The following is a 14,947-nucleotide window of genomic DNA, read 5'->3' on the forward strand; positions in this document are numbered from 1 at the left end:
GTTATTCAAAACTTTGAATTTTTGAATTTAAGTAGGAACGGAGACCATAAACTCCCGCCACACCTAAAAGCTCTAGGTTGTACGCCGCATTGTGGTCAGCATGGGCAAGGTAGCCACAATGGACACACTTAAACCTTTCACCTTTTCGGTTTCGTCTGTCCCATCTGTTGCAGCTCGAACAGAACTGCGAAGTCTTAAAGGGGTCTTTCACCACTAGCTGAATCCCCTCCTCCTCACACTTTCTCTCCAACCACTGCACCAAAGTACGATAAAGCCAATGGGACAACCGCCTGTTAAACACCCGGGAGAACGTCCCCCGTTTACCGTGTTTAACCTTCTTCAAGTCCTCAATACTGAGAACTTTTATAGAAGACCAATCAACATTTTTCAGGGTCTGACCCAACATCGATTTAATTTCGGCGTGGGTATGTTTTTGACGCTTTTTAAACTCCTGAATCCGTTGATAAATACTTTGTCCAACTACCTGTGAGTCACTGAAGACGACGCCGTTTTTGTAGTTAGAATCCATCCCAACTACCTGACCTGATGTTTTCAAGGGAGGTCGAACTTTCTCAAAGATAAAATCAATCCATACTCGCCCTTTCTTCAATCCCATGCGGATAGTTTTAGATATTTGCCATCCCTGAGCTAACCGTTGATTGATTACTGAGGTGGACTTGAGCGGGATAACTAACTTGGGCGCACCAGAACCCATCAGTTTGACGCACCAATCAAAGCCCTTTTTTTTAAAGGGTTCAATGGTGACGAAGTGGTAAAACAAGGTGACGGTATGCCATCTGAGTTGCGGTTTACGCTTTTTGTTCTTTTTTCGTTGAGAACTCACGCATTCGCTAGCTTGTTTGGCAAGGGCTTGTCCCAAGCGGGTCGTGATGCCAAATCGCTCTCTTGCCCTGTGGACAGTGGGTAAGTCACCTAGCTTCCCGGAAAAGTCTTTTCGCTGCCAAAACAGGTCAACAAAGTACTGCATGACATCATGGCATTGAAACAAGAATTGACGCACAATCTCGGATTTTCCCACATTCAAGTCATTCAGGTAAACTCTGGCTGTGCGCTTCATCAAGTTCTTGTTTTTTCTTGATGCCATTATTCCGTCTCCTCTAATGTCTTAATCGCTGCAAGCGTTTTTTTCCGTCCCCGATTTTGCCGGTATAGTCGAGCGGCAAATGATGTGAGAATAGCCACTAAATCTTCCATCAAGTCGTTCGTGCAGTTATCGGCTCAGTTGATCACTTCTATCCAAAAGGGAGCCAAGGACTCAAACCATCTAAAACCAAATCGAGTCAGTCTATCTTTATTTTCTACCAGTAATACATCAAACTCTTCTGACGCAGCGAATAACTTGTGCAGTTTTTTCCGGTTGTCGTTTAACCCAGAAGCAAATTCTTTGGTTATTGATACAATTCGATATCCTTTGGCCGTGGCATACCGAGTCAATCCATCAATTTGTGACTCCATCGCTGCCTTATTTTCCGAGGATGACTCTCGTGCGTATATCCAAGTGCGAGTATCTGATAACTTAGTTTTATCTCCCGCCTGTTGGGAAACCCACCAAGCGGGAATGTACACCCGACCCGTTTCCTCTTTGATGTAGGTAATTTGGTTCTTGTACACCTTGCGCCTCAGAGTCCAAGGGTTTACCCCCAGAATCTTAGCCGCTTCAGTTATCTTATGCCGTCTTTGTTCTGCCATACATAAAAGTATAGCAAAGAAAGTCAAAATTTTTGATAATTACTTATCATGCCCGTACATTTAACTGACCACATTTCCCAAAGTCATCATGTCCCAGGAATTTTTATCTTAAACTCCAATTTGAGCATTGGTCAAAATACTGACCACATTGCCCAAAGTCATCATGTCCCAGGAATTTTTATCTTAAACTCCAATTTGAGCATTGGTCAAAATATTGAAGAGTTAATTATAATTGGACAATGTTCTTATGAGCAGGAATATCAAGACCAAATTATTCACCTGCCGATAACTTGAATTAATTAATTATTCTGAGCACAAGTCTCAATAATACATTGCTCATTGTTCGTCTTAGAATCTTCATCCTCAAGCTTGAGGGGGTAAGGAAATAGGCTAAAACAAATACTATATAAGCGACCTAGCTTTTAGACCTTGTTGATTATACAATAGTAGTCTTGATGCAGTTGCTCATGAGGGTCGCCCCATAAGCAAGCTACCTCCCTACTCCCTACTCCCTACTCCCTACTCCCTACTCCCTATAACCCAGGACTAAAGGCCCTGATCTAATTGAGAGCTACTATATGAAGTCGGATAATCTAAAAGTCTAGTTCTCTCAAACCCAATTGGCAGTCGATTTAATCGACTTAATTCCTTATCAATGTGATTAATAAAGTACTTCATTTCTATAGGATTGCCATCGATATCTTGACCTGTCACCAAGTAGCTACTTACCTCATTCTTTAGAGATGCATAGTTCAGGTATAACTGTTTGTTATTAACAATACTGTCCTCATACCGGAATAATCCAGGAAGATTTCCAAACAGAATAGCTGATGCTGAAACCACTACGAAGATATTAATCACATAAGGGTGAGTACTATTCCAACCTGAACGAATAATAAAGAGTAAACAAATTCCTGCTACAATTGCTGTACCATAAGTCATTAACTTAGACATATAGTAATTGTTGTAGAAGAATGTCATCATTTTAAAATGTCTTTGGTCTCGCGCTTGAATTTCTTGAATTTGGGCACCAATTCTTTCTTGTTCAAGGGGAGCAGCATCAGGGATGGTTTCAGTATACGCAACTGTTTCTGTTGGAGGTAACAACCACTTTTGAGTTTGATAGTTACCTAAGGAATACAGAAAGATGACTCCTACAGTAATCAGTAAAACCAATACAGACGTTATGGCGATATGTCCAATCAGTGGCTTCGACCAAAATTTTGGCTGAGTTAAGCCTATTGGCTTAGTTTCCTGATTGTCCGTTTTCACAACGGTTTCAATGGTTTCATGATTATTAGTTGTTGTAGAATTTCCTTTATCGATGTCGATAGGTGAAGTTTTATTAAACTCTAACATTAGCTTGACCTCCAAGGGGCGGACATATGGTTTTTTATTGGGATTCGGTTTTTGATTCGGATATGGATTTAGTACCATCAACTTTAAAAGGGTATTCAATAAGTATTAAGTTGTCAATTGAAGGCAAAAGCAAAATGGTAATTAGCAATTAACAATTAATAATTAACTAATAATTAATCATTAATCACTAAGGTAGAGGAAGCCGACCTGCCAAATTCTTCTGGGGCATAGTTGAGGTGTGCTTGGGCAGGGGGCCATAAATAGGTTCCTGGTGTAACTGAGCGCACTAGATAATGCAAATTATAGACACCAGCTTCTAATCGATCGGCATAAGCGACAATGCGATCGCGATGGATTTTCTGATAATCGATTTGCCAGCTATCCTGTTGAGCTTGGAAGTAAGGGGTAGCAGTTTGGAAACTAGTATCAACTGCTTCTAAGCCAGCTGGTAAGAGATCTTCGATCACCACATGATCCACTGGATGATCGGTAATCACCTCAACGCCAATATCAAAAACTTGTCCTGCTGGTACTGTTAATGGGTCTTTGAGAGCATACAGTCCAATCTTTCGCAACACCTTTTCCTGATTAGCCGGACGTATGGTCTTGTTTACTCGTAATCCATTAAACCGACCGGGTTGATTCCCTTGTAAGCGATAACGATAGCTGGTTAAGTAGTGTAGAGTCCCTGAACCAGATTTTTTGAGAATCAGGTCATGGCGACCTCGGGGTAAATTATCCATGGTAACCTGAATCGATTGACTAGGTTTCTGATACCCCTGGAACTGGGCTGAGCCAAGTTTTTTCCCTGCTAGTTGCACCGTTGCGCCAAAGCTGGGGGGTGTAGGCTGTAATCGACTATAGTCTACTAAGGCACTCAAGGCTTGGGCATTATCGTAGCTAGTTTGCCAAGTGCCGTCTCGCCGTAACTCTAATAACCCTTGTAATAGTTTACTGCGAACCTCGGCTGAGCTCTTTTGGGCAATAAATAAACGCAAGGCTTGAGCTTGTGCAGTAGTAGAAGAATCCAGCCAACGCCAGCTTTGGGGTAAGTTGATCCGAGCTGAACGCCCAGTTTGATAGATGCTTTCCTGAAACTGATTGACTAGAGTTTGGGCTTGGCTCCGCCACTGAGGAAACTGTAATAAGTAACGCGCTAATTTAATCTGAGTGACCCGGTCGAAGTTACTGCTCTGTTCATAAAGGTATCCTAGGAAGTCACTGCGGGTCTGACCAAGTTCTGCTAACCCCATCAGTGCTTCTAATCGCACCTTACTCTTACACACTACGCTCTTGCAATAATCATATTGACCAGGATTTGCCAATATTTTCTGCAAGTAGTTCTGGAGACGGCTCACCATCCCAGCATCTACTGATAATCCTGCTGCTTTAGCCCGAGCTAGAGCAGTAGCAGCATAGGGAGACACGAAGGGGTCTGAGGATTTTTGTCCGGGCCATCTGGCAAAGCCACCATCTGGTCGCTGGAGTTTCTGTAACTGTTTGATAGCGTCAGTGCCTTGTTGGCTAGGGTTAAACTCAGCAAAGGTCTGACCATATTGTTTGCCGAGTATTTCCAAATTGGATGCGATCGCTAATTTACTTGCTACCGGTTCTAAGAAGGGTAAGTCTTCGTTATCCAAGACTTGCTTAGCCGGAGCAGTAATCTCAGGAATCAGAGTGCTAGCCAGGGAAATCTCTAACCCTCCGCTGTCAGGTACCACGTTACTAGCTATATTCACTGGGATTTTTACTTGAGTCCTAGTTACTCCCGATTCCACCACTTGCTCAGTAATGTCAACCGGTTTAACAGCTAAAGGTACTTCAAACCCATCCTGATTACCATTGAGCTTAGTCGTAAACTTGACTTTAGCTTTATCCAAGTTATTGGCTACCATCGGAAAACGATAACCACTGGTTCCGGTCTTGGCTGAGGTTTTTTGATTCAGCGTAGGCCCTTTACCATCATCAAACTGAACGGCACCGGTCAGTTGTCCATTAATCTGTAAATCTCCCGTTTGCCCAGTATTATTAATTAGCGATATACCAGCTTTAAAGCGATCGCCTGGACGAGCAAATTGAGGTAATACTGGATTAGCCATCAGCCGCTTGGTGGTGATAAAGGTAGCCTGGCCATTACCAAAGTGTAGGTTGCCATCTGTTGCTACTGCCATCACCCGCCAAGTGGTTAAGTTATCTGGTAGTTTAAAGGTTACCCTGGCTTTACCATTGGCATCTGTTACTAGAGAACCATTGTAGTAGGCTAAGGGTTTGAATTCCGTGCGAATCCGAGTACTAGCTGCCCCAGAAGACTTTCCTCCACCATAGCCCCAGCCTTTTTCCATCATTCGCATCGCTAGCTTTTCTAGCACCACCTTAGGACGGTTATCACTGAAGCGAGTGGAAATATCTTGCTGAGCATACACGGTCTCTACTAAATCCGGTACTTGGTAGCCACTCAGTTGCAAGATAGCTTCATTGACAACCATCACCGTAAACTGTCCCTTTACCGGTTTACCCTTAGAATTTTGCAATGCTAATTCCACGGTTTGCTTAGCACCAGGTTCAATGGACTTAGACTGCAATGTCTCTGTTACCTTGAGATAGTTATCATCCAAGCTGGTATTAAAGGGAGCAAAACCAATCCGCACCAGATTTTCTACACTCCCCGGCTCCACTTGGGATAGGGGTTTACCTTGGCGCACTACTACTGCTTCTACTGCGGCATTAGGTACCATCTCCGGAGTCACTTTGAACTTAATCTCTGGGGCACCCCCTTTAATTTTGACTACTTTGCGATAGAGGGTATTGTTGCGAACTACTGAAAAATACAATTCCCCTTCGGCATAGGGAGATTGAATCAAGGCTGTGGCTGTTTCCCCAGGCTTATAGCTATCTTTGTCTAGTTTGATATCCAGGCGAGAGTTATCATAGCGAGACCCCCAGTACACTGCGTTTCCACCGGTTGCCCAAATTTGTAAGTCTGTTGCTGCTAAGTCATTTTTAGCCTTAGCAAAATTAGCGCGAATTCGATAAGAACCGGATGAGGGGGGAGTGAGCTTAATGGATTTGGGACTACTACCGGAACGGACAGTTACCTCTTTCACGGTTTTGTATTCTACCTGATTCTTTTCTCGCTGACTCCCTGCCAAGACCTGGGTGACACTGCTGTATTTGATCTCTTGCAGTTCCAGGCGCACTGATTGTCCTTTGACCACTTTACCGGTGGGGTCAGTAACAATCACGTCTACAGGGAATGGTTTTCCGGCATCCGCCACCCAATCCCCTTTTAATCCAATTAGTTTATCGCTAGGTAAAGCTGTAAATGTTTTAGAATCGGATACCGACAGATTCGATACATCGGTAACTTGGGCATCTACCCGGTAAGTCATGGGATAGGGCAGGTCTTTCGTCACCGGAATAGTTAGACTACTTTCCCCAGACTCACTTAAGGTTTGATTAGTTTGCAGGACATCACTGGTAACTTGCGGTCTTTCCTGTGGCCAAAACCACTGCTGACCAAAGGAAAACTCTTCCCATCCTTCTGGAGTAAAGTAGACGGGGGTTCGAGTGACGTAATAAGCCACCTTGCCCCCATCTACATTTGAACCAAACCAATAATTTCCTTGGACATTAGCGTCCACCTTCTCGCCCATGTTAGCAAATTTTTGAGCAAGGGTAAGATCAACTTTAAAATTAGGAGGATTAAACTCAGCTACTCGGAAACCACCTGAGATTTCTCTGCCATTGCTTCCCCTGGCCTGAACGGTATAGAAACCTAGGGGTTGATTCTCTTTCAGGGGTAATTCTAGGGAGAAGGTACCAAATTCATTAGTTTTCTTAGTGCCTAAGTCTGTCTTCTTACCATTGGGTTCTACCAGCGTGACCTGATAAGATGCATTTTTGTCTTGGGTGAGGTTATCTTTTTCCAGATAATAGGCTGCTGCGGTGAACCAAGCCTTTTCTCCTGGTTGGTAAAGCTGTCTGTCTGAGAAAATAGTCCCTCGGGATTTGGGTTTACCATTGTCCCAGTCTGAATAAATCCCGTAGCCATAATACCCACTATATTCAGTGGTTCGAGTAAATGCCCAATCTTTGCCTTCTTTAGCTATTACCAGTAATTGCGGACCTTTAGTGAAGCGCGTTGCCCCATTCATACATTGCCGTAGAGCCTGGCTGTTTAGGGCGATGGTGCCAGTTCTGTCAGTTTTTGCGATCGCACAGGGTTTTGGTGACCCTCGATAGGAAGCATTCAGCTCAGACTTATATATCTCTACCGTTGCTGCTGCTGGTGAGCCATTGGACAGATGATTCACTTGCACCAAACCGGAATCAGGAAACCATTGCGCAAACACTCCCAAATTGGTCAGCTGCACCATGCCATAATACTTTGGTTCCCACCACTTTTGATTTCCATTCCCATCTTGATAGCGATAGGTTTTGGCTTGCACTCCATAGGCCAACATTCCCGTTGGACCTCCCAGTCGTTTCCTCAGGGAAACCGCGATATTATTGGTTTTATTTTTCTTCCCCGATACCCGGAAACGCTCCCATTGACTTGGGTTCGGTAATAAATCATTGCTCTTGCCACTGGGATAAGCGGAATCTTTATAGACCAAGTCAGTAGGTTGAACGATGCGATAAGCCGCTTTATACTCTGGTTGCGGTAAATTGACCGTAGAAATATTCAACTGTAGGGACTCGGAATTGCGTTTTAGGGTAGAGGGAAAGATATGCAAATCCGAGGGAGCCCATATATCCCCTGCTAAATCCCCTGTTTCGTACTTAAAGGTTACAGGTTCACCCAAGGTTTGCCCAAATTGGTCAGTGAGATTAGCACCGAGAGTAACAGTATAGGTAGTTTCTGCTTCTAATGCCCAAGGATTAAGGTTAACGAATCGATTGCCATCATAAGCTTGCACCAATTTGGGAGCTTCCTTGGGAGCAGGCTCAACCGTAATATGCTCCATGGCAGAAGAGGCCAACAAACCATTATTAAATTCCAACCGAGCTGCGCCTTTTACAAACCGTCCATAAGCGCCTCCCGCCTCTGGCTGTCCGTAAAAGGTGGTTTCCTGATAGGTCAAGGGGTCAAAGGTTTTGACTTGACTAACGAAAGCGGTTTCGGTAGGGATATTGCCGCGAGCGGGACGCACACCAGGGGCAAAGGCTAATTTGTAATCGGTAGCTTTAGTTAGGGGTTGCTTAGGGGTGATCGTATAAATCCATGGCCGCAACGAAGGGTTAAATTCCTGAGCGGGTTGCCTATACTCTGAGGAAACATCTGCTTGTTCCTTAAGGGCTACATCTAGCTTGACACTCTGAGTCTGACCTTTCGGTGTCATGGTCAAGTGCTCGTTTACTGAAGCCAGATCCAATTGAGTATTGGAGGTAAACTGTAACTTAGGCTCCAGAGCAATCGGTTCTGGTTCCGCTTCTGGATTCCTCTGAGTTGCTGGCAAATTGGTTAACTGGATCGGGGCAGTATTGAAAGTCCAGGCTAAGTCTTGTTCTAGACTATGATTGTTTAGGTCAGCTAATCCTGCTTTGAGGGTAACTTGGACACGAGCGGCTAGAGGCAGAGCTTGGTCAGCTTGGAATCCTACCATCCGTGGGGTTAAGAAACGAAATTGCCCAGGGATAGGGGGTATGATTTCAAATTTCTGTAATATTTCCCGCTGATTTGGACTTCCTAAGCGTTCAACGGGAATCAGGGGGTCTTTGAAGCGAATCCGAATCTGGGAAAGGGGCTCAGCCATGCCGATGGGACTAATTTGCTCAATCCACTCTGGGATTTGAGGCATCGGTAGGGGAGCAACTGCTGGTAAGGGTTGAAACCCTGACGTTAGTTTAGCGCTATCACAGCTTATTATACCTAGGATCAGAGATAATCCCAGTAATAACCCTATGGCTGTTTTAATTACCCTACCCACCATGGCGTGCCTAGATTTTCCTCTTGGAGCTTCCATTTTCGATTAAAGCTCAGATTTTTGAATTTGGCAGGATTGTGCGAAGTTTCCGTGACATACTCCCAACGCTAATTACTTCGCTATAGCTACGTAATATAGCGTGTGCTTCTCAACTTGCATCGAGAACTTGGTGCTTCATTGGGAATCCTACGATTCTTCCTCCACACCCAGCTTGACCGCTAGACCTTCAACGGCTGCCATACCTCTATTTACGATGATTTTCCCACTAGCCACATCGCGAGGCATGACGATATGACATTCTGGACAACTATGTATTCTGACACTCAAGTCTTTAGGCACATCAGCCCCACATTCAGGACAAAGTTGACTACTGCCTTTAGCATCAACTTTTTGATAGTAAGTCCCAGTCTTGCGACAAACCCAATCCAAGATATTCAAGAATTGACCAGGCGCACTATCCAAGACGTGCTTGGCAAGCATACCTTTGCTCAATCCCAAAATGTTCAAATCTTCAGCAAAGATCATTCCTGCCTGACGGCAAAGATGATGGCTAACTTTGTAGTGAAAATCTTTTCGCTGATTACCAATCTTTTCGTGCAGCAAAGATATTTTGTGTGTCAAAGCTTGATAAGATTTACTTCCTTTTTGTTTCTTACTCAATCTGCGTTGCAGCCATTTAAGCTTGCTTTGAGACTGAATGTAGAACCGAGGATTATCAATCAATTCACCTTGGCTGGTAGCGACAAAACTGGAAATCCCCCAATCAATACCCAAGGGGTGACCATGAGGCATCGGATCGGGGATAGATATGTCAGAGTGCAAAATCAGTTGAGCATACCACCCCGAAGCTTTCATCAGGACTCGAACCTGCTTGATAACAAATCCTTTTGGAATAGCTCGATGCAGAACAATCGGCATCTTACCAATCTTAGGTAGTTTGATTTGCCACCCAATAATCGGATTCGATTTGAACTGAGGGAATACAAACGAACGATAACGTCCAACCTTCTTGAAGCGTGGAAACCCAAACTGTCTCTGTTGTCTGATCTTAAATGCTCTATCAAGTCTCTTGAGAGCATCTTGAAGGACTTGAGAATGTACAGCCTGAAATTCACGAATGCTTTTCTTGGCGACTGTCAGTGCGTTCTGTTGTTTGTAGTAGTCAGGATATGGTTCTTCAGCAGAGATAATATATTCCTGTCTGAGACTACAAGCGTCAACTCTACACTTACGGCTATTGATCCAGTCTTTTCGTTGTCGCAGTGCGTAATTATAAACACGCCGACATTGTTCGAGCCAATCAAGCATCTTTGCTTCTTGGTCGATATCTGGATGAATGCGATATGTGTAAGTCATGCTTTCCATAGAAATAGTCTAACAAATATTGCCGTCTTGTTAGACTATTTATCCGATTGCCAATTAGGGTGCATCTCAATGCATGCAATTAGACAAAAATTCTAATAAAATTCCCACACTGCCTAGACTACCCACCCTCCATAAAATCCCCAGGCTTCCGACACTTCCGGCACTTCCCTTGTTTTTTACAAAGATGAGATGCACCCGCCAATTATCACCCCATCGAGGGGTTCAATTGGCTTGGGTTGTCAATGTATCCCAACGCAAAATCAAAGATTTCGCGCGCGGGCTTATAGCCCCCCAAACCCCCCGTTAACTCGTCGGGGTAGTGCTGGTGTAGTAAGTTAGGGCTTGTTGGTGGGGTGCCTCCGGATCACATTAAGTCACTGTGAAACTCCCGAAAACCCAAAATACAATCACTTTGTTTACGGCAGTGACTCACAAGCGATACCATCTTTATCACGGTCTAGCCGGTGGGGGTCGCCGGGAAAGCCATCAAGCACCTGTTGGGCTTCAGCTTGAGTACTGAAATCTGAACAATTGCAATCTGAATTCACGCAATCGGGAAATTCAGGTTGTGGAGCAGAAGGCGGCTTAGATGTTGTTTTACTAACTATCTTGGCAAAACGAACCTCAGATAAGCCAATCAGACTTGCCGGTCCATAGTTGGAGAGAACATCGATTCTGGCAAACTGAGCTTTCACATCAGGAAAAGAGAAGATAGTAGCGGGAATCTTGGTTGCAGGTCCTTTAGGCAGAGTTAGGGTTGAAGATTCAAAAACTGGATCACAAAAATCTGCGTTGTTAGAAAGAACTAAGAGAAAATCTTTGATACCCCGATTAGTTGCCGTTGTATTGAAAGCATTGTAATTCCATAGGGCTAGTGTATTCAATACGACTGGGCTGCCAAAGTCAAAGTCAAAGTTGACATCAGCTGCCGTTGCACCATTTTTTAGACTAGCTGAGAGAAAGTTAGCTGGATTTCCTCCAGCTACGTGGATTTTATCCAGTTCCGTGCCGCTACCAGTCAGTCCATTTCCATTGAAAATGTTAACTACAGCTCCATAATTAGGTGTGAACAAGCCTTTATTTACGTTAACAAAAGCAGTTGGATGTAGGATTTCAACCTCAGAACCAGGGATGGAGAGGTTAGGCTCTGTTTGGGCTAGGGCTATATCGGGGTAACTAGTCAGTGATGCTGCCGATAGTAGCATCAACAGAACTGTCATCAAAAAAGATTGAAAGCTTCTCAGTAAATTTTTTTTCACTATTCTATGATTGAGATTACTTTCAATACTTTACGTGAATTTGTCCAATTTATCAACCCAATTATATACTACAAATGAAGTATATAAATACCACCTAATCCGTCATAAAATTACATATTTTTTTTATAAATAATCATTGTTTCCTTCTTGAATTTGTGGTAGTTGTCTGATTTATCGGGATTGAACTAGAGGGGAAAAGTAAAGTTGCCAGCAAATATCCCCTCTTTTACAGGTTTTTTATTGGTTAAGTCCCGATAGTCCCAAACTAATCAATTCCCAAACTAATCGATTCCCAAAAAACCATCAATCCCTCTCCCTATCCCTCACATCCGTTAAGCCATCCGTTGCCAACAACACCTTACTTCAAGTGTTGGGAATAATCTTCAGAAGATTCAGGGTTCAACTCCCAGCGGAGGTGGTCGCGAACCTCTAACTTGTCTCGAGTTTGCACAGCTTCACCATCAACTGAAGAAATTCCCATGGACTCCAGCAAGTCTTCAGTTACATTTTGGTCAGGAGTGGGCGTTTCTCCTCCAACTGCTTCTTCACCCACTACTTCAGCCTGATACCAATTATCGTAAATATCGCCACCGGTGACATTGCCACCGGATAGTTTGCTAGTTCTCAATTTCTCCAAGGTGCGTCCCATCCCAGTGTCACGGTCAACTACACCCTCAAAAATCCGGTCAGGGTCTTCTATTCCAGTCAGGTCTGCTAACAAGACTTCTTCTGTATTACGGTTGTCAGTATACCCTTCCTCTCGTTTCAGAATTTCATAAGAGTTGACTACATCGTTGTTCTTGTAATCTTTCATGCTTGTTACTCCTGATTAGTGTCATTGCTTGATTCATAACTAGTCTCCTTCTACTTAAATTGTACTGCTAAAATAATTAAAATTAACAAGCACTCTCCCCATCACCATCACTACCATTACCCCATTATTATAAGGAATATAACGCTATGCTATCAGTTAGCAACACTATTAAACATTACTCAATAAATTGTAAACTTATCGCTGCTTACGCCTTAGCTACAAGGGTGCATCTCATATTTGTAAAAAAGAAGAGAAATGGCGTAGGGTGCGTTAGGGAGGGGCTAGCCCTGATTTTCCAAATCTTTCCCAGTGTTGAGACAGCCCGTCCCGTAACGCACCACCGGATCAAACCGTAAAAATGAGATGCACCCTACCTACAATCGTAGCAACCTAGAAATCATGGCTCCTTACCCTGAACATGAACTTTATAAAAAAGTGATGGGTCGCTTTGTTGAAACCCTAGCTGAAGAATTTAAAATTAGGATTTATCCTTTAGGTTCACCTACCTTTAGACTAATTACCAGTTATGTAAGTTATGCGATCGCTCTTTTTTAATACAGATAAATGATCAGACGAATTACCAGTTATGTAGATTATGCGATCGCTCTTTTTTAAGACACATAACTGGTAATTTGTCAAGAACTAATTTCAGAGGGTTCACCTGGAAATTTCTAAAAAATTGCTCCTCTTTTAATTAGCTTAAGCTTAGTGGATTCATCAATTCCTACAATATATGCGAATCGGGCATTCTTGACTTTAGCATCACTGAGGTTGGCACTACTGAGATCGGCACCACTGAGGTTGGCACTACTGAGATCGGTACCTATAAGGTTAGCACGATACAAGTAGGCACCACCAAGGTTAGCGCCACTGAGGTTTGCAGCACTAAAATTGGTACCAGACACCCTGACAGGACACAAGTGGGCAAGACTCAGGTTGGCACCACTAAGGTTGGCACCACTGAGGTTGGCACTATACAGAGAGGCATCCCTGAGGTTGGCACCACTGAGGTTGGCACTATACAGAGAGGCAGCCCTGAGGTTGGCACCACTGAGGTTGGCACCACTCAGCTCAGTACCCCTAAGATTGCTATAAATCAGCTTGCCATTACTGAGGTTGGCACCACTAAGGTTGGCACCACTGAGGTTGGCACTATACAGAGAGGCACCACTGAGGTTGGCACCACTCAGCTCAGTACCCCTGAGGTTCGCACTACTGAGATTGGCATTACTGAGGTTGGCATTACTGAGGTTCGCACCACTGAAGTTGGCATTACTGAAGTCGGTACCACTGAGGTCGGCACCACTAAGATTGGCACCACTAAGATTGGCACTACTGAAGTTGGCATTGGTGAGGTTAGCATTACCGAGGTTGCCACCAATCAGGTTAACACCACTGAGGTCAGCACGAATCAAGTTAGCACGAATCAAGTTAGCACGAATCAGGTTAGCACTACTGAAGTCCGCACGACTAAGGTCAGCATCATTGAAGTCCGCACCACTCAAGTCTGCACCACTCAGGTCTGCACCCCTCAAGTCCGCATCACATAGGTTAGCACCACTGAGCTTCGTATCACTGAGGTCCGTATCACTGAGGTTCGCACCCCTCAAATCTCGACCCACAGCTCCACCCCTGGCAATCTCTTGCACTAGACACCATTTATGATCAAGCTTGCTATTGTCTTCATCATCTAACCTTTCGTTAAAAATTTGAATCTCTTTAATAGGAAAACCGCTTAATTCTTTTAGGTCTTCTGATTTTATCCGAGCTTCAAGCCGTTCGATAGCTTCTTGAGACCCCTCTAGGATTAAGCTGCTTGGTTTAATATTAATAATGTTGATCGTGTATCCTGAAGATTCTTGTAAAATAGATTCAATCAGTTTTGAAGGTTGAACTGAATTTATATCTCCTTCTAAAACCAGAACAGCTTTAATTGTTTCACTTTGTCTCTGGATTACAGTCTCTTGGTGCGTCAGGGGTTGACTTGGCTCTACACCCTGCACCAGCTCTGAGCTACTGCCATCATTTTTGTTTAGCTGTTCTGATGAGTTTTCTTCTGCTATTCCCGCAATTTCTTTCCAATCTAGATTCAATCCCTCGCATATCCGTTTAAATAAGTCAAGCTGAATGGGCTCTGATTTAAAAAACTTGCTCACTGTATAGCGACTTATTCCTTGTGACTTGGGAAAGTTACTTTTTAACTCAAACCCTAGCTTATCTAAAGCCTTTTTCGCTGTTTCGACACCTTTTGAAGAGGCGGCGATAGTTAGTTTTTTATTTTTATTACCCTGGCTAAACTCTGTCATGGTCTTGCTGATTTAGCATAACTATAGCATTTTAATTTGAGATGTAAATATAAGATTGATGGGAACAGGGAACAGGGAACAGGGAACAGGGAATAGGGAATAGGGAATAGGGAATAGGGAATAGGGAATAGGGAATAGGGAATAGGGAATAGGGAATAGGGAATAGGGAATAGGGAATAGGGAATAGGGAATAGGGAATAGGGAATA

Annotated in this window: 11 protein-coding genes; 2 read left to right on the top strand and 9 right to left on the bottom strand. The window is 43.7% G+C overall.

Features of this window, described 5'->3' with window-relative positions:
• Position 1 precedes the first annotated feature (1 nt).
• Complete coding sequence (locus tag F6J99_RS07690; protein WP_293112417.1) at positions 2 to 1,105, bottom strand: transposase; 1,104 nt, start codon at positions 1,103 to 1,105, stop codon at positions 2 to 4.
• A gap of 134 nt (positions 1,106 to 1,239) precedes the next feature.
• On the bottom strand, positions 1,240 to 1,737 hold the full coding sequence (locus F6J99_RS07695; protein WP_293112418.1) for an IS607 family transposase: 498 nt from the start codon (positions 1,735 to 1,737) through the stop codon (positions 1,240 to 1,242).
• Between the two features lie 21 nt (positions 1,738 to 1,758).
• Between F6J99_RS07695 and F6J99_RS07700 the strand changes: the two genes are divergently transcribed.
• On the top strand, positions 1,759 to 2,004 hold the full coding sequence (locus F6J99_RS07700) for a hypothetical protein (RefSeq protein WP_293112419.1): 246 nt from the start codon (positions 1,759 to 1,761) through the stop codon (positions 2,002 to 2,004).
• Positions 2,005 to 2,256: 252 nt separating this feature from the next.
• Here F6J99_RS07700 and F6J99_RS07705 read toward each other — a convergent pair whose 3' ends face one another.
• The 5 genes from F6J99_RS07705 to F6J99_RS07725 all read right to left on the bottom strand — a co-directional run bounded on the left by F6J99_RS07705 (position 2,257) and on the right by F6J99_RS07725 (position 12,434).
• Positions 2,257 to 3,147: a hypothetical protein gene (locus F6J99_RS07705; protein ID WP_293112420.1), complete on the bottom strand. Its 891-nt coding sequence runs from the start codon at positions 3,145 to 3,147 to the stop codon at positions 2,257 to 2,259.
• 95 nt (positions 3,148 to 3,242) lie between these two features.
• On the bottom strand, positions 3,243 to 9,035 hold the full coding sequence (locus tag F6J99_RS07710; protein ID WP_293112421.1) for an alpha-2-macroglobulin: 5,793 nt from the start codon (positions 9,033 to 9,035) through the stop codon (positions 3,243 to 3,245).
• A 147-nt stretch (positions 9,036 to 9,182) separates the two neighbouring features.
• A complete protein-coding gene (locus F6J99_RS07715; RefSeq protein ID WP_293112422.1) occupies positions 9,183 to 10,352 on the bottom strand; it encodes a transposase in 1,170 nt (389 codons plus the stop codon).
• 425 nt (positions 10,353 to 10,777) lie between these two features.
• Positions 10,778 to 11,581, bottom strand: coding sequence for an excalibur calcium-binding domain-containing protein (locus F6J99_RS07720; RefSeq protein ID WP_293112423.1), 804 nt, complete (start codon positions 11,579 to 11,581; stop codon positions 10,778 to 10,780).
• A gap of 397 nt (positions 11,582 to 11,978) precedes the next feature.
• On the bottom strand, positions 11,979 to 12,434 hold the full coding sequence (locus F6J99_RS07725; RefSeq protein ID WP_293112424.1) for a DUF6335 family protein: 456 nt from the start codon (positions 12,432 to 12,434) through the stop codon (positions 11,979 to 11,981).
• 363 nt (positions 12,435 to 12,797) lie between these two features.
• Between F6J99_RS07725 and F6J99_RS07730 the strand changes: the two genes are divergently transcribed.
• Positions 12,798 to 12,989, top strand: a complete 192-nt coding sequence (locus F6J99_RS07730; RefSeq protein ID WP_293112425.1) for a hypothetical protein — start codon at positions 12,798 to 12,800, stop codon at positions 12,987 to 12,989.
• 116 nt (positions 12,990 to 13,105) lie between these two features.
• Here F6J99_RS07730 and F6J99_RS07735 read toward each other — a convergent pair whose 3' ends face one another.
• Both F6J99_RS07735 and F6J99_RS07740 read right to left on the bottom strand, forming a co-directional pair.
• Positions 13,106 to 14,740 carry a pentapeptide repeat-containing protein gene (locus F6J99_RS07735; RefSeq protein WP_293112426.1) on the bottom strand — a complete coding sequence of 545 codons (1,635 nt, stop codon included), beginning with the start codon at positions 14,738 to 14,740 and terminating at the stop codon, positions 13,106 to 13,108.
• A 21-nt stretch (positions 14,741 to 14,761) separates the two neighbouring features.
• On the bottom strand, positions 14,762 to 14,947 hold a 186-nt coding region (locus tag F6J99_RS07740), incomplete at its 5' end, for a hypothetical protein (RefSeq protein WP_293112427.1).

Origin of the sequence: Moorena sp. SIO4G3 (assembly GCF_010692305.1) — a bacterium.
GTDB classification, from domain to species: Bacteria; Cyanobacteriota; Cyanobacteriia; order Cyanobacteriales; family Coleofasciculaceae; genus Moorena; species Moorena producens_A.

What these genes read in the sequence shown, in the direction of transcription:
- F6J99_RS07725 (WP_293112424.1), bottom strand. Translation starts at nt 12,434, where the DNA reads ATGAAAGATTACAAGAACAACGATGTAGTCAACTCTTATGAAATTCTG.
- F6J99_RS07720 (WP_293112423.1), bottom strand. Translation starts at nt 11,581, where the DNA reads ATGACAGTTCTGTTGATGCTACTATCGGCAGCATCACTGACTAGTTAC.
- F6J99_RS07700 (WP_293112419.1), top strand. Translation starts at nt 1,759, where the DNA reads ATGCCCGTACATTTAACTGACCACATTTCCCAAAGTCATCATGTCCCA.
- F6J99_RS07715 (WP_293112422.1), bottom strand. Translation starts at nt 10,352, where the DNA reads ATGACTTACACATATCGCATTCATCCAGATATCGACCAAGAAGCAAAG.
- F6J99_RS07710 (WP_293112421.1), bottom strand. Translation starts at nt 9,035, where the DNA reads ATGGAAGCTCCAAGAGGAAAATCTAGGCACGCCATGGTGGGTAGGGTA.
- F6J99_RS07690 (WP_293112417.1), bottom strand. Translation starts at nt 1,105, where the DNA reads ATGGCATCAAGAAAAAACAAGAACTTGATGAAGCGCACAGCCAGAGTT.
- F6J99_RS07705 (WP_293112420.1), bottom strand. Translation starts at nt 3,147, where the DNA reads ATGGTACTAAATCCATATCCGAATCAAAAACCGAATCCCAATAAAAAA.
- F6J99_RS07735 (WP_293112426.1), bottom strand. Translation starts at nt 14,740, where the DNA reads ATGACAGAGTTTAGCCAGGGTAATAAAAATAAAAAACTAACTATCGCC.
- F6J99_RS07730 (WP_293112425.1), top strand. Translation starts at nt 12,798, where the DNA reads ATGCACCCTACCTACAATCGTAGCAACCTAGAAATCATGGCTCCTTAC.